Origin of the sequence: Amycolatopsis sp. NPDC005232 (assembly GCF_040607795.1) — a bacterium.
In the GTDB taxonomy this organism is placed as follows: Bacteria; Actinomycetota; Actinomycetes; order Mycobacteriales; family Pseudonocardiaceae; genus Amycolatopsis.
Window position 1 is genome coordinate 108,841 of record NZ_JBEXHL010000029.1, and the last position, 22,077, is coordinate 130,917.

At 67.7% G+C, this 22,077-nt stretch carries 20 protein-coding genes and 1 tRNA gene; 12 read left to right on the plus strand and 9 right to left on the minus strand.

The window, feature by feature from the left end:
* Positions 1-545: 545 nt before the first annotated feature.
* Together ABZU76_RS38625 and ABZU76_RS38630 are read right to left on the minus strand one after the other, a co-directional pair.
* On the minus strand, positions 546-1,175 hold the full coding sequence (locus ABZU76_RS38625; protein WP_354879166.1) for a hypothetical protein: 630 nt from the start codon (positions 1,173-1,175) through the stop codon (positions 546-548).
* A 376-nt stretch (positions 1,176-1,551) separates the two neighbouring features.
* Complete coding sequence (locus tag ABZU76_RS38630) at positions 1,552-2,604, minus strand: hypothetical protein (RefSeq protein WP_354879169.1); 1,053 nt, start codon at positions 2,602-2,604, stop codon at positions 1,552-1,554.
* Positions 2,605-3,062: 458 nt separating this feature from the next.
* Between ABZU76_RS38630 and ABZU76_RS38635 the strand changes: the two genes are divergently transcribed.
* Both ABZU76_RS38635 and ABZU76_RS38640 read left to right on the plus strand, forming a co-directional pair.
* The gene (locus ABZU76_RS38635; RefSeq protein WP_354879172.1) at positions 3,063-3,614 is read left to right on the plus strand and encodes a hypothetical protein; all 552 of its coding nucleotides are present in this window, start codon (positions 3,063-3,065) and stop codon (positions 3,612-3,614) included.
* Between the two features lie 267 nt (positions 3,615-3,881).
* Positions 3,882-3,955 (plus strand) — tRNA-Met (locus tag ABZU76_RS38640).
* Between the two features lie 44 nt (positions 3,956-3,999).
* Here ABZU76_RS38640 and ABZU76_RS38645 read toward each other — a convergent pair.
* Both ABZU76_RS38645 and ABZU76_RS38650 read right to left on the minus strand, forming a co-directional pair.
* Entirely contained in the window at positions 4,000-4,518 is a 519-nt protein-coding gene (locus ABZU76_RS38645) for a GNAT family N-acetyltransferase (protein ID WP_354879253.1), read from the minus strand.
* Between the two features lie 323 nt (positions 4,519-4,841).
* The gene (locus tag ABZU76_RS38650; RefSeq protein WP_354879175.1) at positions 4,842-7,343 is read right to left on the minus strand and encodes an alkaline phosphatase D family protein; all 2,502 of its coding nucleotides are present in this window, start codon (positions 7,341-7,343) and stop codon (positions 4,842-4,844) included.
* A 432-nt stretch (positions 7,344-7,775) separates the two neighbouring features.
* Between ABZU76_RS38650 and ABZU76_RS38655 the strand changes: the two genes are divergently transcribed.
* Complete coding sequence (locus ABZU76_RS38655; RefSeq protein WP_354879178.1) at positions 7,776-8,153, plus strand: DUF6355 family natural product biosynthesis protein; 378 nt, start codon at positions 7,776-7,778, stop codon at positions 8,151-8,153.
* A gap of 583 nt (positions 8,154-8,736) precedes the next feature.
* Here ABZU76_RS38655 and ABZU76_RS38660 read toward each other — a convergent pair.
* Positions 8,737-8,982 carry a hypothetical protein gene (locus ABZU76_RS38660; RefSeq protein WP_354879181.1) on the minus strand — a complete coding sequence of 82 codons (246 nt, stop codon included), beginning with the start codon at positions 8,980-8,982 and terminating at the stop codon, positions 8,737-8,739.
* Positions 8,983-9,132: 150 nt separating this feature from the next.
* Here ABZU76_RS38660 and ABZU76_RS38665 point away from each other — a divergent pair, with 150 nt between their 5' ends.
* Positions 9,133-9,555, plus strand: a complete 423-nt coding sequence (locus ABZU76_RS38665) for a peptidase inhibitor family I36 protein (protein WP_354879184.1) — start codon at positions 9,133-9,135, stop codon at positions 9,553-9,555.
* 65 nt (positions 9,556-9,620) lie between these two features.
* On the opposite strand, the gene ABZU76_RS38670 is transcribed toward ABZU76_RS38665, so the two are convergent.
* Positions 9,621-9,812: a hypothetical protein gene (locus tag ABZU76_RS38670; RefSeq protein WP_354879186.1), complete on the minus strand. Its 192-nt coding sequence runs from the start codon at positions 9,810-9,812 to the stop codon at positions 9,621-9,623.
* 1,118 nt (positions 9,813-10,930) lie between these two features.
* Here ABZU76_RS38670 and ABZU76_RS38675 point away from each other — a divergent pair.
* From ABZU76_RS38675 to ABZU76_RS38685, 3 genes are all read left to right on the plus strand, one after another.
* Positions 10,931-11,104, plus strand: coding sequence for a hypothetical protein (locus ABZU76_RS38675; protein WP_354879189.1), 174 nt, complete (start codon positions 10,931-10,933; stop codon positions 11,102-11,104).
* Positions 11,105-11,463: 359 nt separating this feature from the next.
* Positions 11,464-11,637 (plus strand): hypothetical protein, encoded by a 174-nt coding sequence (locus ABZU76_RS38680; RefSeq protein WP_354879192.1) that lies wholly within the window; start codon positions 11,464-11,466, stop codon positions 11,635-11,637.
* Between the two features lie 330 nt (positions 11,638-11,967).
* Complete coding sequence (locus ABZU76_RS38685; RefSeq protein WP_354879195.1) at positions 11,968-12,825, plus strand: PIN domain-containing protein; 858 nt, start codon at positions 11,968-11,970, stop codon at positions 12,823-12,825.
* Between the two features lie 76 nt (positions 12,826-12,901).
* Here ABZU76_RS38685 and ABZU76_RS38690 read toward each other — a convergent pair whose 3' ends face one another.
* Complete coding sequence (locus tag ABZU76_RS38690; protein WP_354879197.1) at positions 12,902-13,843, minus strand: recombinase family protein; 942 nt, start codon at positions 13,841-13,843, stop codon at positions 12,902-12,904.
* A 221-nt stretch (positions 13,844-14,064) separates the two neighbouring features.
* On the opposite strand from ABZU76_RS38690, the gene ABZU76_RS38695 reads away from it, so the two are divergent.
* Both ABZU76_RS38695 and ABZU76_RS38700 read left to right on the plus strand, forming a co-directional pair.
* A complete protein-coding gene (locus ABZU76_RS38695) occupies positions 14,065-14,277 on the plus strand; it encodes a hypothetical protein (protein ID WP_354879199.1) in 213 nt (70 codons plus the stop codon).
* A 1,264-nt stretch (positions 14,278-15,541) separates the two neighbouring features.
* Positions 15,542-15,721: a hypothetical protein gene (locus ABZU76_RS38700; protein WP_354879202.1), complete on the plus strand. Its 180-nt coding sequence runs from the start codon at positions 15,542-15,544 to the stop codon at positions 15,719-15,721.
* A gap of 868 nt (positions 15,722-16,589) precedes the next feature.
* On the opposite strand, the gene ABZU76_RS38705 is transcribed toward ABZU76_RS38700, so the two are convergent.
* Together ABZU76_RS38705 and ABZU76_RS38710 are read right to left on the minus strand one after the other, a co-directional pair.
* Complete coding sequence (locus tag ABZU76_RS38705) at positions 16,590-17,255, minus strand: recombinase family protein (protein WP_354879205.1); 666 nt, start codon at positions 17,253-17,255, stop codon at positions 16,590-16,592.
* Positions 17,256-17,930 carry a recombinase family protein gene (locus ABZU76_RS38710; protein WP_354879208.1) on the minus strand — a complete coding sequence of 225 codons (675 nt, stop codon included), beginning with the start codon at positions 17,928-17,930 and terminating at the stop codon, positions 17,256-17,258.
* Positions 17,931-18,945: 1,015 nt separating this feature from the next.
* Between ABZU76_RS38710 and ABZU76_RS38715 the strand changes: the two genes are divergently transcribed.
* The 3 genes from ABZU76_RS38715 to ABZU76_RS38725 all read left to right on the plus strand — a co-directional run bounded on the left by ABZU76_RS38715 (position 18,946) and on the right by ABZU76_RS38725 (position 21,722).
* Positions 18,946-19,449, plus strand: coding sequence for a hypothetical protein (locus tag ABZU76_RS38715; protein ID WP_354879211.1), 504 nt, complete (start codon positions 18,946-18,948; stop codon positions 19,447-19,449).
* Positions 19,450-19,527: 78 nt separating this feature from the next.
* Positions 19,528-20,274, plus strand: a complete 747-nt coding sequence (locus ABZU76_RS38720; RefSeq protein ID WP_354879214.1) for a class I SAM-dependent methyltransferase — start codon at positions 19,528-19,530, stop codon at positions 20,272-20,274.
* 179 nt (positions 20,275-20,453) lie between these two features.
* Positions 20,454-21,722, plus strand: coding sequence for a polysaccharide pyruvyl transferase family protein (locus tag ABZU76_RS38725; RefSeq protein ID WP_354879217.1), 1,269 nt, complete (start codon positions 20,454-20,456; stop codon positions 21,720-21,722).
* The last annotated feature ends 355 nt before the right edge of the window (positions 21,723-22,077 follow it).

A 22,077-nucleotide genomic window follows, 5' to 3' on the forward strand; every position in this document is an offset into this window, starting at 1 on the left:
GGTCGCGCCACTCGCCGAGAGGCGACCTCCGCGCCGGCCTCAAGCCACCTCGCCCCGCTGCGCCCCCTCCCACGGCAGCGCGGGGCGGGCCCATCTGCCTCCTGCTCCTGCCGCCAGGCTCCCCAGTGCCGCGGCGGGAGCGGGGGCATCCAGCCCCACCGATTCACCCTCCGGCAGGCGTTCTCGTCTGGTCGCCACAAACGTGCTGCCCCGGTACCGTCGCCGCCGACATCAGTCGCGGCATCTCGATCACCAGCTCCACGCGGACAGCTGCGGTTCTTGCGTTGACCGGCGGTCGGTAGTGCTGGTGAGGTGCTGGCGGTTCCGCACCCCACAACCACTCGACCACGGCATGATCATCAGGGGGCGTGTGAAGTAGCGGCCGGGTGTCTGCACTGCCAGTTGCAGACACCCCGGTCCCTGCCCACCCTGATCACCAGCGCCGCGGCCCCGTGGACGCGGCCGAATCAGCGTCTGAGAGAACACGCGAGAAGCCCCGGCCGCCGCGACGACGATCCGGGGCGTTCCTGCCTGTCAGGCGGTGATCAGTACGACCACTCCCACCCGAGGGTGCCGTTCTGGAAGTAACCGGAGCTCTGGGTCACCTGGAGCTTGCCGCTGTTGTATGGCGTGGCGAACGCGATCTGCCCCGCGTAGGCGTGGCCAGGCACGTACGTCGACGGCAGCTTTTTCAGCGTCGTCACGCACCTGTCCGTCTCGATCAGTCTCGTGCCGACAGTGCCAGTGGTAGATAACGAGAACGGATTGATCATGCCGGGCAGGACCCTGAACGGGCTCAAGCGCCGCCCCGCGACCTTGTCGGTGTAGGTCTTCACGGTGAGGTCCAGGACGACCGTGTGCCTGCCGCCCGCCGCGGGCCGCCCGGAGGGGTCGCACTTCGGGTCCACGCTGATCTTCGTGATCCAGAAGTCGACCGCTTCGCTGCCGTCCCTGTTGTTGATTCCGACTCGTTCCCCGACCTTCTTCGCCAGGTAGGTGGCCGCCGCCCCAGGCGCCGGTGCGGCCTCCGGCGGTGTGATGGGCACGATCTCGGCATGGACGTGGCGCGTGGCGACGGGCGGCGCGTGGGTGGCGGGCGACGCGTTGGTGCCGCATGCGGTCAGGCCGAACGCAGCAACCGCCGTGGCGGTGAGCAGGAGGAAGCGCTTGGACAAGTCGTAATCCCTTGGCAAGTGTGCTGGTGGTAACCGGAACTGCGGGCCAGACGACGGGCCGGGGCTTTCTCCTGCCAGTCAGGTAGTGGTCAGTACGACCACTACCATCCGAGCATGCCGGCCCCACCCTCGCCGACCTCATCACCGCCGGCGAGGACCTCTCCGTCCCCGGCAACCGAGGAACGGCGGGATAAGCGGCCCCGCCGGCACGAGCACCACGCTTCTGGCGCTAACCAGCGCCAGCCCTACCGACAGCGCGGCTCGGAAGGTGATTGAGAACCTGGCTGCGGCAGGATGAAGGTGTGGAACACCTGTACTGGGATCTCGGGCCGTGTCTGGGCGTCACCGCTGTCTAGGTCACGGTGTTACGGCCTGCTCAGGTGAGCCGGACCGTGCCCATGACCGCATGGCCGGGGATGCCGGCGGTGGCGGACTTGCCGGGACGCGGCACCCCGGCGATCCACAACTGCCCGGTCGTGGCCGTCGCGAGGCCGAAGCCGACGGCCACGTTCCGCATTCGGAAGCCGATCATGCGACCGTCGGGCAGGACGGCCCGGCCCTGGAGGCGGACGAGACCACGGCCGTTGATCCGGACCGGCCGGTCGAGCACCACGGCCAGCTCGGTCCAGGTGTCAGCCGCGAGCGGAGAGCGGAACCGGTACGCGCGGACCATCACAATCAGAGCGACAACACCGACAAACGCCGCGAGGAACACCGCCCCGCTTCTGGCCGTCTGCAGGGCCTGGTCGCCCGGCAGGTCCGCCGCCGCCCAGCCCGCGAGGACCGCGACGATGCCGTAGACCGCTGCCGCGTACCAACACACACGTGCGAGGTAGCGCCGATAGGCTGTGAGCACCGGATCGAGCCGCGGCGACGTCGGCTCGCGGGAGCCGATCGGCAGTACCAGCCCACCGGGCAGAGGACCGTCGGTGATCCGCGCCGCCCCCAGCGCACCGGACCCCGGCAACGTGGTCATCGCCCGCTCACCCACGCGCAGTAACCACAGCCGGCGCTCGCCGGCCAGCTGCACCCGCAGCGGTGCAGGCATTCTGGTGCGCAACCATCGGCCGTCGGGCAGGCGAACGCCGACCTCACCGCCCGCGACGATCACCCCGTCTGGCGCGCAGTCGACCGGTTCGAACCGGGCCCCGAGGAACGGCACCGCCCGCCGGAGTGCCGTGAGGACGGCGATGGCCACGACCAGGACGACGCCGAAGAACACGACGAGGAACAGCGGCGCGACGACACCCTCCCCGGCGAAGAACAGGGCAATCCCGCCGACCACGAACGGCAGCGGGAAAAACAGACTCGTAGCCGCGCGGCGGCGCGCGCCCGCGTGGAGCTCGCCGAACACCGGTAGCGCACCGGCCGGCACGGCGGGGTCCGGCTCCCAGAGCCGGACGCGATCGGATTCCGGACGAACGGTCATTTCTCTCCCACTGTGCGCACAAGGTCACTCGATCTTCGGTACCTGGGCGAGCGGCGTTACCTCACACCACTTGTTTTTTCGGCGCCTGCTACCGGGAGGCCCGCTCCGGCAGATCTCCCGCGACCTCGGCCACGTGTGCTGGCCGGCTCGGCGGCGAACTGCCCACACGCAGGAACATGGTCAGGCGAGGTCTGGACCTCCGCAGCCGCGGGTAGCTGCGGGCGTTCGTCCAACCAGGGCGGCGGCACAGGTACTGAAGTGCGTCGGTGATCTGGTGGGGCGCGGGCCCTGTATCAGCGCAAGCACGCCTCGCGCGCAGGCATGCCGGCCCGGCAGCGGCACGAACCATCGCCGCCGAGCTACTACGACCGCTGAGCCGGAGGCCCTGATGGCCTGACGTCCTGGTCTCGGCGATTCCCACCGGCATAGCGCTCAGAAGCTGACTTTAGGCTGTGTCCGTGCTGCTGATCTACGACGGGCAAACCACTGCCGACGCGCCCACGCTACGCAGCGGCGGAGTCCCACTCGTCCCGGACGACTTCGTCTGGCCGAGGTGCCGCGAGTGCGGCGGGGCCATGCAGTTCCTCGCCCATCTACCCCTGGAAATCGGTGTGGTTGCGGCGTTCTTCTGCCGGAACGATCCCGGCATGTGCGATGACTGGGACGCCACTGCCGGCGTCAACCGCGCCTTCCTGTTCACCGGTGAACTCACCCCCGCCGCTGTCCCAGCCGACGGTGAGCCGCTGTTGGGAGCCGTGACGGCTCTGCGTCTCCATCCCGCCGGCGAAAACACGGAGGAGCCGGTCCTCGGACGGCTGGGCGGCGAGCCTGACTGGATCCAGGGGGACGAGACCCCCGACTGTCCCGTGTGCGCCACCCGCATGACGTTCACAGCCGAGCTGGCGGAGGGCTACGACTTCGCCACCTCCGCGAACTTCGGCGGTGGGGGCCTCGGTTACCTCTTCACGTGCCGGCCCTGTGGCGAGGCCGCGTTCCTCTGGCAGAGCTGAGGTCACGGGCGAGTTTCAGAAACGATCGTTTTAGAGAACCATTAGGCCGGGCGAGGTGAGACGGCTGCCACCCGAAGCGGGGTGTTCGACCGCTTCGATCAGTCGGGTCGCGAGGTGGCGCGCGCTGCTGCTTGATTGCGTCGACCAGTCAGCGTCGCGCGAGGCGGTTCCCAACCACACGCCGCGCTCTGTCGTGCCATGGTCCGGCCGACCCGGACGACTGGGTCCGCCGCCACCACGCCCCCCGTGTAGCCTTTCAACACACGACGCGGGGTGGAGCAGCTCGGTAGCTCGCTGGGCTCATAACCCAGAGGTCGCAGGTTCAAATCCTGTGCCCGCTACAGCGAAAAGGCCCGGTTTGCACATGGTGCAGGCCGGGCCTTGCTCATTGGCGGATCGGTGGCGGATCCGCCAACTCAGCGAGACTGGTGCCTGAACCAGGCGACACGGCGTTCATCACGGTGGCGAGCTCCGTGGCCGCGCCGGCCGGCCGGGAGATGTACAGGTGGGCGTACAGCCAGCCGTCGGTCTCCAAGCCCTCCGGGTCCATACCCGCACTCGAGAGCGTGTCCAGGATCTGGGTCTGCTCCTCCTCCGAGGCGAACCTCCGCTGCCGGAACACACCGTCGACGCGGGCGCTCTGATAGCCCAGCTCGGCCAGGCTTGCCGCAACCGGGTCGTAGGAGAACATCCGCAGCACAAAGGTGGCCCAGTCCACGCGGGAGAACGCGGCCAGCGCGAGGATCCGCCCGTAGCCGCGGCCCCGGTGCTCGTCATCGACCTGGACGTGTTCGAGTACTCCGGTCCGATCCTGAGGGCACACGACAAGCGTGGCCACCCCGACTGCCCGGCCGTCGAGACGCAGCTCGATCCGCCCAGGCCCGACGACCTCGTCCGGCGGCATGGCCGCCAGCTCGAGCCCGGCGCCCCTGGCCTCTCCCTCGTTGACCTGCTCATACGCGGGGTGAGCGCCGGGCGGATCCACCGCCGCGTCTACCCGGCCGGGACCGCGCCCGGCCTGCTCGCGGTGCGCTCCACCGCCGGCACGGAAGTTCCAGCAGGATCGCCAGTGGACCGCCGAAGTCGCGCCCAGCCCCGCCGAAGATCCGGTGGAGCGCGACCTGTTCGGCCGCCCCCCATCGTTTCGTCAGGACCGCGCCGGCGGCCATTCGTCCACAAAGGAGGGTGGGACACCGGGCTTCCGGTGCCCCACCCTCAACCGCCCGATCAGAGTCCGGCAAGCACCGCGAACGGATCGGCCACCCCACCGTTGTCGACGGCGGCGATGCGGCGGCCCAGCGTGAAGGTGGCGCCCGGGGCGAGGGTGATCTGCCGCTGGGTCATGGCCCAGATGCCGCACGCGTAGACGGTGAAGCCGAGCTCGTCGTAGAGCAGGCCGTAGGTCTGGCGGTCGGAACCGGTCATGCCGAGCCAGGGGGACGTGGGAGTGAAGTCGGCAGGCGCGGAGGCGGTGATGGTGCCGTGACCGGCGATGCCGCTGCGCTGGCCGGTGCCGTCGTGGTCGAGGACGTCGCCGAGCCAGACGGTGCGGGCCACGTCGCCGGTGTTGGTGAACACCGTCTCCGCGCGCACCCACGGCTCGCCCGTGCGCACGCCGAACGTGGTCACCACGCCGATGCCGGCCACCGCGGTGCTGACGCCGGTGACCCGGATCTCGGTCGGCGAGATCAGGTCGACGGCGGTGGCCCGCACGGTCAGCTGTTGCCACGCATTGCCGCCGCGAGGCTGCGACGCCGAGGCGTAGGGCAGGTTCATCCAGTCCAGCTGATCGAGGTGGCCGACGGCGGCGAGGTCGAGCGGTTTGCCGAGCGTCGCACCGGGCAGCTGCGGGTCGGTGGTGCCGGCGGAGATCGCCAGGGCGAGCAGGTCGTTGGCCAGCACGAAGTCCGACGCGGTGGCCTGCGACTGCGGACCCGGCACCGTGCGGCCCTTCGCCGCCGTGGCCACCGACCTGGTGAGGTGGAAGTCCACTGTGGCCCCACCCATCGCGCCGATCGCCGCCGGTGCTGAGGCCAGGTCGTAGCCGACGCCGTTGACGCGCAAAGTGTAGGTGCCCGGCGGGGCGAAGGCGACGTACTGGCCGGCGGGGTCGGTCGTGACGGCGACGAGCCGCGAGCCGTCCTCCCGGTACACGGCGACCTCGACGTTGCCCAGCGGCTTGCCGTTGGCGCGGTCGGTGACCACACCGGCCAGGCCGTCGCCGTCATCGACCCGGTACGCACCCGGCACGCCGTCGCGCACTTCGTAGGCCGCGATGGTGTATGCGGGCGATGCCGCGTCGCTCGCGTTGAGCATGATCCGCAGGTCGCTGCGCCACGTCTCACGCGTGACCTCGCAGCGCACGTAGCCGCGGTAGGTGCCGTTGTAGAACTTGACGTGCGGGTTCGCCGGCAAGCCGAGGCGGACGTCGGCGTCCCAGCCCGCGCCCGACGAGATGGACGAGCCCACGAACTCCGTGGCGATGGTGCGCGACTGCGGGTCGTCGAAGTCGGTCTTGAGGTCGTTGACCCAGTGCGTGTGCCAGTCGCCGCTCAGCACGACCGGGTTGGCGGGGCGCTCGCGGGCGATGAAGTCGAGGATGCGCGCACGGGCCGGCGGGTAGCCGTCCCACTGGTCCAGGTTGACGATCTTGCCCGGGCCGAGGTCGTAGTCGAACTGCGCCATGATGGTCTGCTGCGCGATCACGTTCCACGTGGCCTTCGACGCGGCGAGCCCCTCGAGCAGCCAGCGCTCCTGCTCGGGCCCGGTGAGCGTGCGCGCCGGGTCGAAGACCTCGCCGGTCGGTTCCTTGCGGCCGTCACCCAGCGCCTGGTCGGAGCGGTACTGGCGGGTGTCGAGGATGCTGAACTCGGCGAGCCGGCCGAAGCTCATCCTCCGGTACATCAGGGCGTCCGGACCGTGGGCCTGCTGTTCGGGACGCATCGGCAGGTGCTCGTAGTACGCCTGGTAACCGTTGGCGCGGCGCTCCAGGAACGGCCGCCCGTCGCCGACGCCGCCCGCGACGTCGCCGGCGTAGTTGTTCTGCACCTCGTGGTCGTCCCAGGTGAGGAAGAACGGGAACCGGGCGTGTGCCGCACGCAGGTCCGGCGAGGTCTTGTACAGCGCGTGCAGCCGGCGGAACTCGTCGAGGCCGCCCTTGGTGGTCTCGTAGATGTAGTCGCCGAGGTGCACGACGAAGTCGAGGTCCTGCGCGGCCAGGTCCCGGTAGGCCGGGTACGGCCCGCCCACCCACGATTGGCACGAAACGAAAGCGAATCGCATCATGTCCGGCTTCGCACCGGGCGCCGGCAGCGTGCGCGTGCGGCCGGTGCGGCTGCGGACGCCGTCGGCGGTGAAGCGGTACCAGTACCACTGATCCGGCGCGAGGTCCGTGGCCAGCACGTGCACGGTGTGCGCCGACTCGGGCACCGCGGTGACCTCCCCGCGCCCGATCACGTGACGGAAACCTTCGTCGCGCGCCAGCTCCCACGTCACCCGCACCGGCTCGGCCGGCATCCCGCCGGTCGCCGCGTCGAGCGGATCCGGCGCGAGCCGCGTCCACAGCACCACGCTGGTGTGGTCGGGCTCACCGGAGGCCACGCCCAGGGTGAAGGGCGCGGGGTCGAGCTCAGCCGCTTCCGCGAGCTGCCCCACCCCCAGCGCCACGGCACCGACCGTGCCACCGGCCAGTGTCAGGAACCGCCGCCGATCCAGGGAAAACGTCGCCATCTGTCCGTCCCGTCCGTTCTCTCGTCAAACCTGGGCGAGCGTGCAGGACACGGGTGCCGGGCTCGTGGCAATGGGGTGAACGGATTCGGTACACCGGACGTCCGGTACCGGCTACGCCATGGGTCGCTGGCCCTCGAGGGAGATCGGTTGGCCCGGCCGATCGAGCTTCACCCCCACAGGCCTCCGGGGGCCGGTGTGCGGCGCGGGAAAGGCATGCCGTGTCGCTGAATCCTCGCTGCCGGGAGGCCAATCGTGACAACCCCCATCGACTGAATCCGTTTGCCGGTCACCCCAAGCCGCCCTCGTGACCTGTCACGCTCCCGCCGACGCCGCGACCGCACAAGACGTTGACCAGCACTTCACGGCTTAGCGCTAACGGCTGTACCGCTGCTACTCAACGCCGCAATCAGCCGCTCTGCTGGCACGATCCGAATGGACCAATTTCGGAAAAAGCTCACCAGCTTGTTGCCATGGTCAATTACGCTCTCCCACGTCGTCAAAATCGACCACTATGGGGGAATTGTGCGTTTATTGCGTGTCGGCCTCGTTGCGGCCCTGGTGGGATCATCTGCGCTGGTGGCGGCCTCTCCAGCCTTTGCGGCTGATCCGTGCGGATACTTTCCTCGCACGGGCACTGCGTACTACAACCACTGCACTTCGGACGGCACGTGGGTGGAGATCAAGGTCGACATCATCGGCGGGTTCGATGACTATAGGTGCGTGGGTCCCGGCGTGACGAAACTCGGGTCCACGCTGGAAATCCGTGGAGCCTGGTACAACAACCGGCGGTGCCCCGTCGGGGGTGAATAGCGCCTCACCATCGGTGTGGGAATGGCTGGTGGCGGTCGGCGCGTCCATCACCACTGGGGGTCGGTGGATGGCTCCATGCACTGGTATGCGTCCGCTCTGACGGGTTTTCAACACCCGATACGGTTCGTCGTGACCCACCGAACTACGGGGCGTCGCCGAAGCACCTCGCGTGACAGCACCAGAACGGGGAACAGACGGCCAGCCGGGGACTGTCGCTTGCATCTCGGCGTGAGCGTGTCGTCGATCGAGGCTGCAGCAACTTCTCCCGCGGGCGCCCGTTGACCTGCGGATCTTGGCTTAGCGCTAACGGCTGTACCGCTGCGACGCTTGTAGATGGCGGTGTTGTGGTCGTCGATCGGCACCCAGATGTGGCCGTGCAGCGCGGGGTACTCGGCGTCCTCGCCTTGTCCGTATAACCCGTCGGCGGTGAAGCCAGCACTTCGCCGGCGGTGATGAGGTCGGTGAGGGTGGGGACGGCGCTGCCGGCGATCCACAGGTCCGGGGTGATCTGGTCGCGACCGGTGCGCAGTTCGATCACGGCCGGCCCGTCGTGGGCCAGCGCGGCGGCGTGGTGTGCCCCATTTCACCTCACCTCGTCGGCGTGCCGGCCGCTCTCCGGTGGTGCGACGTGCCCGACCAGCCAGCCGCGAACGCCGGCGTCGGCCGATGCGTTGCCCGTGACAATCGACGGCCTGCGCAGACCTTCGGCGGCGGGGGCCGGGGGGGCGTAGGGCAGCGCGGCGCGCAGATTGGTCAGCGCCCGCGGGCCGAGGCCGACAAGGTCGAGCAGGGCCTCGTCCGGGCTAAGCGACGCGTACGCGTCGCACACGGCAGAAGTGGCCGCTTGGTCGCTGCCTTTACTTCAGTAGGGCCAATCAGGTTACTTTATCCGGATTCTCCCTGAGTCAGCCTTTACTGCGCAAAAATTCAGGTATGTCCCCATGTACCAGGGACATTCAGCGAACAGGGGAGGGTTCTGTTGAGGAACATCGGAAAGATCCTGGCTCGGGCCTCGGTCGCCGTCGGGACCAGTGTCGTTCTCGCGGCCACAGCAGTCAGCACTGCTCATGCAGCGGCTCGTGACGGACACTGTGACGCGGGTGAATTCTGCCTCTACTGGGGGAACGAGCGGACCGAGTCGTTGTCGGACTTCACCGGCTCGATCTCAAACTACGGCGACTCGCAGCCGACCTGCTACGAGTTCAAGGGAGCCGGCCGGGGAATCGGCACCTGCGTCAAGAACAACGCCATCTCCGCGTGGAACCGCACCAAGTACAAGGTCACGGTGTACTACAACAGCGGGTACGGCGGCGCCGAAGAGACCTACTACCCCGGCACCTGGGGCAACTTCGTGCCCGAGCTGCTGAACAACAACGCCAGCCACCTGTTCCGGTCGCTGTAAACCGCAGAGACAGCTCAGCCTTGCCGGGAAGAGAAGGAACCGGCAGGGCTGAGCGGGGTGCGGGGTCAGTCCTGCAGCTGCGGGGTCAGGCGCGAGAGCACGGCGCGGCCGGTGTCGGTGAGGGACACGAACGCGCTGTCGCTCGGCAGCGCGTCCCCCGCCGCCGAGCGGCGAGTACGGCGGGCGGCCGGTAACCACGAGGTAGTCGAGCGCGACGGGGCCGACAGCCCGCGGGTGGCCGCGGTCAGGCGCGTCACCTGCGGCACCGTGACGCTTGGTCTGGACACCGAAATGACGGGTCGAGACCACCCCGAAGACCTCCTCCTGGTGCTGCAGGGACTTCATCTCTAGGTACATCTCCGCCGTCAGCCCGGCCGCCGCGAGCACGGCACGGTTGTGCCGCCGCACGGCGTGAGCGTGGCTATATGGCCTCCCGGTAGCCGGCGCCGAAAAACAACGCTTAGCGCGACGCTGGCTCGGGCTCGTGTTGCGATCGACCGGCTCTTCGGCTCGTGCCGGTAATGCGTAAACGATCGATCGCGAACCACACGAGGCTGTTCGCTGTTTCCGCAGGAACGATCAGTAAAGCTTGCCGTGTCCGAGCCAATGTCACGCGCTCAGGGGTTCGCGACCCGGCCTGGACCATGCGTCGCCGATGCCGTCTAGCAACTGAAGGACAGCGTGTGGGTGGTGCCCATCGTGGGCGATCACCATGGGCATCCGCCGGACGCCAGCCCTCGCCGCAGGTCGAGCGGATAAGCCTGGCTTGCGGTCACTGAGCCCACACGCCGTTAGGCACCCTAGGGCCCTGCCAGCGTGAATGCTGGTAACACCGCTCTTGGTGCTCACGACTCATATACGACAGGTGTGCGAGGGCTCCATGGTTGCTGATCAACGGGGCCGCCGCCCTTCGCTCGGGAAGGGCATGGCGATCCGGCAGTGTTCCTGCTCCCGAGTGGTTGCGACCGCGGCCGCGACAACTCGGCGATTTGGCCTGGGTAGAACCTTGGCTGTCGGAGGGGCTCTGCTGATCGCAGCCTGTGCCGGGCCGAGTGGAAGCGGGCCACCGCAGGTGAGTCCTTCGTCCGCTTCCACGGAGGCCATCAGCCCGGCACCCTTCATCAAGTCATTCGGGACAGCATGGAATCCGGTCCCCGACGTGACGATCACCTTGACGGTCGCTGCCGTGCCGGCATCCGCGACCGGGCCAGTCGATTCGACCGGACACCCTTCGGTCATCCCCGCGCACTAGCGCAGCGATCTGCGGGTCGACAACCACAGCACCATGATCGTTCCCGCGAGCCAGAGTCTGGATAACGGGGTCAGCTCCTCCTGCCGAACCGCCACGAATCAGGACCTCCCTGACGTGACTGGCGTGTACGACCAGGAAACCGGCGAGGTGCTGCCCGGCGAATCGGCGGACCTCTTCACGGCTTATGGGCTGCCCGCGGCCGGCACTGCCGGCACCCGCCTACAATGCCGAGTCACCTACGTCCTCGGCGACGACGGAGTTGATCACACAGATGCCTACTTCGTAGGCACGTACTGACAGCCGCCACAAGGACCGAGGGCCATCCGCCACGAGCATCGTGAGCGTGCGCGCCGCCGCGCTCAGCCGTCTCGATCTTCCTCGGCCTGGGCGAAGTGCCCTATCAGCCAGCCGCGGGTGCCGGCATCCCGCAAAGCCACGTTGCCGGTGAGCGCCCCCTGGCGACCGGCGATCTTCAACGAGGCCGCCTCGAGAAGAGTTCACCTTCCGATGTAGTTCGTTGTCGAAAGTGCAGCCAGTATAGCTTGTTAAGGTCGAATATTTGGATCAAATCAGTCATTGAGACATATATGTGCGCGGACAGAGGCATTGCCGAATAGGCTGGCAGAGCCCAACGGAAACTAGTCAGGGGAGGAATAATGGGAATCGGAGACCAGGCTCAGGACGACGCGGCGCAGCGGGTGGCGGACGCCGTGGTGCAGCAGGCCCAGAAGGCGGCTGACCAGGCGCAGAAGGAAGCGACGGCGGCTGCAGAGGCGGCGGGCGACTTCAACTCGAGCAACGCGGCAGTCGAGGGCCAATTCAATAACTGAGCCCTTGGTTTACCGAACGCCTCAGCCGCTGGTCGGGGCGTTCTTCATATTCTAGCCCGTTTCACCTGTTTCGTGAGCGAGAAGAATTCTCCTGGCAATGCGAATATGATGACTTTGCGAAGCGTACTTTCGGAGTTCCCGACGGTGACCGCCCCGGGCGTGGTGCCCGGCCGGCCGGGCCCCCAAGCTGATGACCCGTGAGAGGTGCGTGGCCAGTCCACGTAGCCGGCGCCGGCGGATGCTGGTCGGACGGCTACCACGCCCGCCGACCGCCTTCTAACCCCGCTGCCGTGCCAGTTCCGATGTCGGGGCCGATGGCAGGATTGGCGCGTGGTCCTCAACTGCCTGCCCGGAATCGACCGGCACAAACTGCGCGACACCCTACTGAGGCTGGGCTTCGACGCGGCCAACCTGGCCTCGGGGCATCATTCAGGTGAGGCGTACGCGTGGCTGCTGTCGTATCTGGAGTGGACCACCGACGCTGTGCGTGCGCTGCGCGGCCTTGTCAGCAGCGAGGACATCAACCGGCTGGTGCTTACCCGCCGCTACGAGCTGCTGCTGACCGGCAGCTTCGCCGGCAGCGACCAGCGGATCGCGGCCTTCAAGGAGGCCCAGTCCGCGGTTGAGGCCTGCATCCGCAAGTGGGGCAACGGCGAGGAAGTCTTCGTCGTGGTCGACACCAACGTCTACCTCCACCACAGGGACCCGGTCGAGCAACTGGACTTCGCCGCGCTGGTCGCCCGCGACGGCGCCCCGGTGCACGTTCTGGTGCCGATGATGGTCGTAGATGAGCTCGACAACCAGAAGAACCGGGGCAAGAGCGATCCTCAGCGCCGTGCCCGCGACACGTTGAAAACGCTGGAGCGGGTGTGCGGCAACTCCACCGGCCCGGGCCCGCTCCAGAGGCAGGCACCTCTGATGGACGACGTCGGATGGCTACGTGGTGCGGTGACCATCGAGATCGTGCCCGACCCACCGGCGCACCACCGGCTTCCCATCGAGGACGACGAGATCGTCGCCCGCACCAGCGCGCTGCAACCGCTCGCCGGACGCCCCATCACCGTGATCAATTGGGACCGCGGCATGACCATCCGCGCCCGCAACGCCGGCCTGAGCGTCGTGCAGATCCCCGACCAGTTGCAACAGCAGCCCCCGTCGTCGGGAAACCGCGCGGCTCGCGGCGTCTAGATGTAGCGACCAGATCGCAGCACCGGTGTCAGCCAGCTTATCCGCGCCATCCCATCGAGATGTTCTCCTCCCGGGCCTACAAGGACACGTATTCGCGGATTTTGCCGCGGACGTGGGGGCGGTGGTCGCCGAGCGCGATGCCCAGTGTCGGGAGCCGCTTGGCGATCTGCAGCTCGGTGAGCGGCTTGGTGACGGGAACGTCGGCGTAGCCGCGGTCGTCGGTGTCCCACTTCGCCAGGTCCGACTCGACGCCGCGGATGCGGGCGACGGCGCCGTCGACGACGTAGACGATCGCCTTGAGTCGTGGCCAGCGGGCGGGGGCGATCGGGAACCATTTGCGGTCGGCCTCCAGTTGCACCTTCTCGCCGGCGCCGGTCTCGCCGTAGCGGCGGCTGATGTCGACGTCGATCTTGCGGGTACGGGTGTTGCGGTAGACGACCAGCGCGCAGTCGCCGCCGTCCTTGTAGGCGTGCAGCTGCCGGTAGAGGGTGGTGCGCCCGACACGGAAGGTCTCGGCGATCTCGGCGACGGTGTGCTCCCCCGCGTCATACATCCGCTGCGCCTGATCCAATTGCCGCTGCGTCAGCACTGGGGGCCGGCCACCGACACGGCCGCGGGACCGGGCGGCAGCCAGGCCGTCCATCGTGCCCTCGACGATCATCTCCCGGTCGTACTCGGCGAGTGCGGCGAGGAAGTGGAACACCAGCCGCCCGCCTGGGGTGGAGGTGTCGATGCCCTGTTCCAGCACGATGAAGTCGACCTCGTGCTCGCCGAACCAGCGGACCAGCTTGAGCAGGTGCTGCTGGGACCGGCCGATGCGCTTGAGCCGGGTCACCACGACCTCGTCGCCGGCGCGGAGCTTGTCCAGCATCAGGTCCAGCTTCGGGCGCGAGGACAGCTTCCCCGAGACCTTCTCGATGAACATGCTCTCCTCGGCCACCCCGGCCGCGGCGAGCGCGTCGATCTGGTGGTCGGTGCTCTGGTCGCGGGTGGACACCCGGGCGTACCCGAACCGCATGCGATGAGTCTCCAAACTTCCAGATGGCCCTTACACGGACGTTGATTTCGATACACGAAATCGGAACCCATCCTCCGCTCGGTCGACACGATCACCGACTGGACCGAGAGCCGAACAGGAGATTCGGAGGCCAGGGCGGAGGTGCTTCGCCGGCTCAGCGAGTTGATGTCCGGCGGCTGGGGGCCTTCATGCGCTTCGCTCAGAACGGCCAAGGCCGAGCGATGCGGGAGCTGAAAGCCATGGTGGATTTCTCCGATCGGATGGACCGGCTGGCCGAATTCCTGCGCCCGGCGGACGACGTCGCCGGCCGCATCAAGGCGCGTCTCGCCTTGGACGCGCTCTTCATGGCCGACGTGCGCGCCGGTCACCTGGGAGGCGACGAAGCCGAGCGTTCCCGAGTCGCGCTCGATATCGCGATCGCGCTCGTGCGTTGATCATCCGGGAACTCCGAGCGACCACCTGGTGTCCCTGGCAGCCGCACGACCAGCCTCCTCGACCAGGGCTTGCAGCCGTCCCCTTCCTGCCCGGGATCGGGTGAAGCGCCCGCACGTAGACCGCGCGCGATGCCGGGCCGACCGACCGAAGACGTTCGTCGAAGATCCGTTGGTCCCCGTGGTACGCCGCCACCACGGCAGCCGGGTGGCCGCTCGCACCAGCGCCGGCAAGAATCGACCGGTCCTCCCGACACTGCTCGAACGCCGGCCACGGCGCGCTCCCGTCGGCCCACAAGCCCCCGTCCGCGCAGGAACTCCGGCGGCGATGGCTATCCGGCAGCGAGCCGACCGTCATAACGGGCATATCGCCACCATGAGACGACGAAGAAGAATCGTAAACCGAGCCCGCCCCGACCACACCGAATCGGTTGAACGTCAGGCTGGTTTGCCCTCCTAACAAATCGCCCTGATCATCCGTTCTTTGGGGTACGGCACCTCGACTGGTCGGACGCCCCTCGTGTGTTCCCGGACGCGAACAACACATCGCGCGTGCTGCGATACCTGCGCGACCTCAAGTGGACACCCAGTGTGGCCCGCACGGCCGGGCGGCCGCACCAGGCAGCCGACGAGCTCGCCGACCGTGCCGATCGGGCGCTCCGAGTCTGCCGAGGTGATTCTGTGACACGCGCAGTGGCGCCGCCTCGCCCACTGCGTTCGCTTGCTGCTCAAAAGCCGACCATGGCGGCGTCAGCTGTCCGAGCACGAGCAGTTCGACCTGTGGGCCGCCACCCACTGCCGCGAAGCCACCGAGATCAGGAGATCCCCATGACTGTAGAGCCTGAAACGAAATCCTGGTCACCTCCGACCGCGCGGCGGCACGACTCATCGCTGTGCTGCTCGTGACCGCAGCCGCGGATGAGACCGTGCGCGCGAAGCTCGACCGCGTCACCCAGTCGACCCAGCCGGACAGGCTTAACCGTGTTCAGCATTACCGTGTGGCCCCGCTTAGAGCGGCGCCGCGCCAGGACGAGGTCGCCTGGCTTGGTGCTCCCAGACGCCGGAATGACCCGCCACACCAAGGTCTGAGCCGACGGCCGCCACCGGCCAAGGCCCTGTCCTCGCTCACGAACGACCCACCGACACCACCAGCCCGCGTCGCCGCCGACCCCTCTGCCGCAGACCCAACGAACCATGCCCAAGCCCAGCTGCCGCAGTGGCCCCCGTCACGCCCATCCGCAGCAGCCTCCCGCCCACAGGAGATCCCGTGTCCCCCCAACAGACCCCATCAGGCCATTTGGCCATTTCGCGCCGCGAAGCCGTGCTCATCCCCCTCGTGCTCGCGGTCCTGCTCGTCGCAGGCACCTCAGGCCTCGCAGATGCGTTCCTGCTCGTCGTCGCCGTCCTGTTCTGGTCCACGCTCAACCTCACGGATCAACAACCGTGAGCTACCGGCCCCTTCGCGAAAACCCGACCCAGACCGTGTCCTCAAAGTGGCGGAATTGCTCGATGCAGCAGATCTTCTCTCAGCACGCCACGAAGAAGGACCTTCTCGCAAAGCGGCCGCCGGTGCACGACGACTTGGGCCGCTGGACTTCACCGCCGCATCTGGGGGATCTGCTCAAACCGAAGGGATTATGGCCGAAACGCTCGCCGCTGACCTGCGTTTTCGCAGTTCAGCACACCGCTGGGCCCAGGAGGAATCATAATTCCTTGGCGGTGACCGAAATGGGTATCGGCTTGTCGATCGTTTGCATCTCTACATAATCGGACTCGGTCCAGGGTGGCCGACCGTGCTACTCGGCTACTACCCGAACGCTACTCGTCCCTGGATCACGGGCGGCGGGAACTCACGTCAACCAGACGAGTTCGTTCCGGTCGTTGACCGACGCGAAACACGTGAGCAGCAACCGGTCCTGCTTCGCGTCGCCGAGCACGGCAGACGCCGAGTCTGTCGTGTAGAGGCCAGCGGCGAGTCGGCATGAGCCACACGAACAGCAGACGACTGAGTGAGTCCGCCTGGCAGCGTCGGCCCAACCCTCGATTAGCGACCGGTCGCACCTGCCTGCCTGCGGGCTGGCTCGGCTCCGGCCCCGGTAGTCGGGCGAGCCGCTTGTGCTGCGACACCGCGATCAATTGCCGACGATATCGAGAGTCGGGTGCTGTGCACGCAGCGCGTGCGCGTCAGTTACTCTGGTGGCATGGTCTCCCGAAACTTGGGAGATTTCCCATGCGAAGGGGTTCAAGTCCCCCCTCGGACAGAGTATTACCCCACGGATCGCGAAACGCGATCTTGGAACTGGGTGGACCCTACCCTAGCTCGCATCGACCTCCTCCAGTCGCCATCCGGCACTGTCGCAGATGACGAACTTTCCGGAGTCGCGTAGCGCTGCAGCGACTCGGCTGTTTCGGGTTCGATCAGGTTCGAGCTTGCTTCGGCCATCGGAGCCCTGGTCGCCGAGTCGGATGTTGATCTGGTCGATGAGATGGTCTTCGCGGATGTAGAGCGTCCTCGGCCGCGGCTGGTTCCTGCGTTGCGTGCTGGTGTGTCCGTGGCGGCAGCGGTAGGCCGGCCGACCGTCGTTCCAGTGCGAGTCCAGCCGCCGGTCGCAAACACCACAGTGAATCAAGCCGGCCAAGGCGAACCGGTGGGGTTGACCGTCACTGGCAGATCGCGCCGCTCGCATGTGCTGCGCGGCGATGAAGTCCTGGTCCGTGACGATCGCTGGATGGGCGGTCTTTGCGGACAGCGCTGGCGTTGACGCTGGGCCGTCGGGTCTGGTCGCGCGGCGGTTCCAGGTCTGGAGGCCGGTGTAGCGCGGGTTCGCCAGGATGACGGCGACGGTGCGCAAGGTCCAGGCGCGGCGGGTTCGGTGTCGATTGCGGTCCGGGTCGGCGCTGGACGGGCAGGGGACACCGCGCTCGTTGAGGTGTCGGGCGATGCTCGCGACACTGTGGCCGGCGAGACGGGGCTGGAACATTCAGGCTACGTGCGGCGCGGTTCGCGGATCGGGGGCGAGGCGCTGGAGCCGCCGACCCCAGCGGGCGTCCGCGCGGTTCGGGTGCGGGCCGGCGTCGACGAGGCGATAGCCGTAGGGTGGTCGGCCACCGAGGTAGCGGCCTTGCTGGGTGGCCTGGTTGTGCATCGCCGCGAGCACCCGGTTGCGGGCGCGCAGGACCTCCCGCTGCGACTGTGTCGCCAGCAAAGCCAGAAGAGATCGGTGATCGTGGTTGCCCAGATCGACTGGCCCGCCCGTTTCGGGAAGCCACAGCTGGATGCCGTGGCGCTGGCACCAGGCGTACATCGTGGCGAACTGGGCGCCGGTGAAAGCGCGCTCGTACTCGCTGACCACGATCGCATCGACCGTCGGTTGTGACCTGGTGATCTCGGCCATGAGTCGTGCCGCCTGCGTTCGTAGTGGCCACGGGAGGCGGCGTGAGGTGCCGACGTCGAAGTAGGCGGCGATGACCTGGCCGCGGCCCGCTATCAGGTCATTGGCCATGTCTCGCTGCCAGCCCTGCGACGACACGCGATCTTGGTGCCGCACGGTCGAGGTCCGGCCGTAGAACGCGAACCGCAGGCCGTTGACGTGAAGGTCTGTGGATGCTGTGCCGATTTGGTTCTTCCTGCTCATCCATTGCGCGACCAAGTCCACGGCGTCGTTCGGTGGCGAGGATTGAGCCTGGTGTGGTTGATGCGGATGCACGTTGGACCGATGCCCCGGGCTGTCGCCCTATGACGGCGTGTTCGGGATCGTTCGACCGACTGGCTCAGTCGCGTGCGCGTTAGCTGGTTGTATAACGACCTACACATCGAGGCTGGCGTAATCGGTACTGCCGGGTGTATTGGTGCCCGACTGTCACGCGGTCTGGGTGAAGCTGCGGTCAGGCATAGCCAGCTGTGCGGTGCCGGCTGCTTGGCGAGTGCGCATGCCCACCCTGTCGAGCTTACCGACCGGCTTCTTCGGGATGATCCAACAGGCACGAAGGCGTCCGGGATCTAGTACGGGGAACTTGGTACCTGTTCAGCAGGTCATCGGAGACCTCGGCGGTGGGGACGATCCAGGCGATCAGGCGTTCCTGCCACTTTCGTGCGAGACGCCGATCGCCGGGCTTCCTCGACCGCCAGGTGGAGCATCAGGTGGTTCGCCAGCTCGATGGCCGAGATTTACTCGCCGCAGCTCTTGATTAGGTCCCTGGAGCGGTACTTGATCTGCAGGTCAGGCGTGGGGGAGATGACCGCGGCGTCGCCGGTGCAGAGCCATCCGTCGTGGAAGGACTCCGAGGGCCTGTTGCGCCGAGGTAGGAACCGGTGGTGCGCGAGCCGTTGACGGCGCTCGAGGCATTGCCCGGGTTGACCGGTCGGGTCGGCTGTGTCCCGCGTGGCTGCCGCTTGCTCTCTTGCTTGCCGTGGAGTTGCTCAACCGTGCGCTCAAGCGTCACCAGGTCGGCGAGGCCATCGAGTTTGTGTTGGGTTCGGCTGAGGTCGAGGGCGGGTCGTGCCGCTTCGACAGCGCAAATTGCGCGACGGCACTCCTGGAACGGCTGATGCTCCGACGGTGGAAGAGCGGATGTGGCGGTACTACGTGGAGCAGACCGGCAGTGGCCGTGAGCCTTCGCCCGCCGAACTGGACAGGGTGGCGCGGACCCACGCGGTCGTAGTGTGCTGCGTTGCCGGTGAACGACCTGCCCGCGTGGCGGGTGCACCTTGGCACGCCGATGTGCGGGGCGCGCATGGTCGACGGCAGCATGGACGCCGGCTTGGAGCTTCTCCGCAAGGTCGTCCTGATGGCCGCTCTGTACCCCATCGTCGCGCAGGCGACCGAGGAGTTCCCGACCGTGCTGGAGTCGATCCGTGGGCAGCTGCCGGTCGATGACGGTGCGATCGGCGTTCTCGGCGGCTCGCTGGGTGGGGCCGTCGCGTTGCGGATCCTTGCCGACACCGAGACCCCGGTCTTCGCGGGCGCCGTCGTGAACGCCGCCATCCGCATGCGGTCCGTCGTCGGCCTCTTCCCGGGCGACTTACTTCTTCCTGGTGAAGGACGGCGTGGGGGCTGGAAGGAGTCGGCGCTCAGCCGCGAGGGGGCCGCTCGTGAGCGGAACGGAAGTGGTCACCGACCCCGCGGTCGCCGCGGCCCGGCGCGTGTGGGACCGGCAGGTGTCGGCTCAGTTTGATTCCGGGCCGCGGCGGAGGGCTACGCGCATTCTCACGCCGGCCACGGCGCATCGGGCCGGTTCGCCCGCGCGCGGCGGGTGCTGGTCTCCCGCGTGGTGGCACGGCATCCCGGTGGCCGCATCCTAGTTCTGGGCTGCGGGCCGGGGCAGACGACAGCCGCGCTCGCCGAGGCCGGTCGGGGACGGTTCGAGATCACCGCACTCGACCGCTCCCCGGAAATGGTGCAGTCCTGCCGGCGCCGCACCGCGCACCTGCCCGGCGTCCATGTCCTCGAGGGGTGCGCCGAGGATCTGCCGTTCGACGACGCGACGTTCGACATCGTGCTGGTGCTGGGTGTACTCGAGTACACCGATGCCGCAGAGGTGCTGCTTGAGGTCAGCCGGGTGCTGCGCCCGGGTGGCTTGCTCGTGGTCAGCGTGCTCAACCCACTCAGCCCGTACCGATTCGTGCAGTTCCGCGTGTCGTGGCCCCTGCTGCGCGCGGCTCGCCGGGCTGAGGCAGCGTTGGGGATTCCCGCAGAGCGGCGGCACGGCCGCTTGGAGCACGCGATGCGCATCTACTCGGCATCGGAGTTGTGCAAATCTGTTCTCGCGCACCGGGATGGACGCGGTCGAGCTGGCGCACTTCCACCCGGCCGTGCTCGCGCCACCTTTCGACCGGCTGGTCACCTACCCCGTCGACGGTGCCGCACCGGACCCTGCGACGGGGTGGCGGACACGCCTGGCTACCGCGTGCCTCGTCATGGCCAGAAGGCGCGCCGAACGCTGAATTCTGGTGCACGGCACGCACGATATGTAACGAACTACCCATTTGTGCAGACATAACGGCTGGAGCTGGGGCGACCGGCGCCCAGTCGGGGGATCGACGAGCGGGGGTCACACGAGCGGGGCGCCGTGCTGTGCACGCGTGACGCAGCGCAAGCGCGGATCGTTTCCAGCGCCGGGTGGCGAAAGGTGAAACCGGCCATCGACACCGACGAGTCCGGACTACTGGGGAGGACCACGTGACGTTTCGCTTCGACGCAGCGGTGCGCAACCGCAAGCGCGCCACCGGACTGAAGGTCGGATTCTTCGGCCTCCTCGGGGCGGGCAACATCGGCAATGACGGGTCGCTCGAAGTGGTGCTCGCGCACGTGCGCGAGCACTATCCTGACGCGGAACTGGGTTGTCTGTGCTCGGGCCCGGGTCAAGTCCAAGCGCGGTACGGCATTCCGTCGACTTCGTTGCTCTGGTACACCTCACGTGATCGCCGGGTGACTGGTCTGTGGGCGGCGGCGTTGAAGGCCGCCGGCAAGGTCATCGACTCGATCCGGACCATCACGTGGACCCGCCGATTCGACGTGGTGATCGTTCCTGGTGCAGGAGTCCTCGAAACCACGCTTCCGTTGCGCGCCTGGGGTTTTCCCTACGCGCTGTGCCTGCTCAGCCTCTCGGGCCGGCTGTGGGGGACCAGGGTCGCTCTGCTCAACGTCGGGTCCAACGTCGTCCGGCAGGATACGACGAGGCTGCTGTTCCGTACCGCGGCGCGATTCGCGCACTACCGATCGTTCCGGGATGCGCTTTCCCGCGACGCGCTTGGGCAGACCGGCCTCGACACGTCGAACGACCAGGTGTACCCGGAGCTCGTGTTCTCGTTGCCCGACCCCCCTCCCGTGGAGGTTCGGGCCAATGCGGTCGGTGTCGGGGTGATGGAGTTTCACGGAAGCAACGACGATCGCCGGCGCGCAAGGGAAATCCGCGAATCCTACGTGGCTGCGATGAAGGAGTTCGTCCACTGGCTCGTCGATAACGATCGCGAAGTCCGGTTGCTCACCGGGGATGCGGTCGACGACACCGTGGTCGAGGAGGTGCTGGCCGACGTGAGGTCGATCTACCCGGGCCTCCCGGCAGGCCGGGTGAGCGCGGCCAAGTTGACGACGTTGGGCGACCTGCTGGTCGAAATCGCTTCACTCGGCGTCGTCGTCGGTGCGCGGTACCACAACGTGGTGTGTTCGCTGAAGCTCGCGAAACCGACCATCTCGATCAGCTATTCGGCGAAGAGCGACCACATCATGGCCGACATGGGTCTGGGCGAGTTCTGCCAGTCCGCGCGCGCGGTCGACGTCGACCGTCTCATCAGGCAGTTCACCGACCTCGAAGCCCGGGACGGCGAATTCCGCGCGGCGATGACGACGCGCGTCGAGGAGAAGAGGAGCCTCCTCGACGCGCAGTACGCAGTGCTGGCGGAGAAGCTGTTCGCGGATCCTCTCAAGCGGACCGAAGTGCTTTGGTGACCGGCATTGTGGCGGTGTTGACTTGGCTGCCGGCGGGTGCGGCCTGCGTGCAACTCGATCCCGGTTCTGCCGATGTGCCGAACCCCGCGCTCGCGCTGTATCGCACCCGGCCGGTCGTCATGACGTCCGTCGCGTTCGGCGGCCGGACGTCCGCAGGTTGCTGTAACGACGTTCTGCTGTGGCTCGACGTGTTCGGTACACCTGGTGCCCGGAAGGCAAGGGGGAGTTCGCTCGATGGCCACACGTCGGCTCCGCGGTTCGGCGAACTCGGCCGGCTGCGATCTTGCCAAAAATGGTCCAGATATCTCAACGATCGACGTCGGACAGAGGCTCGTCGCAGTCGTCGGCGCCGCGG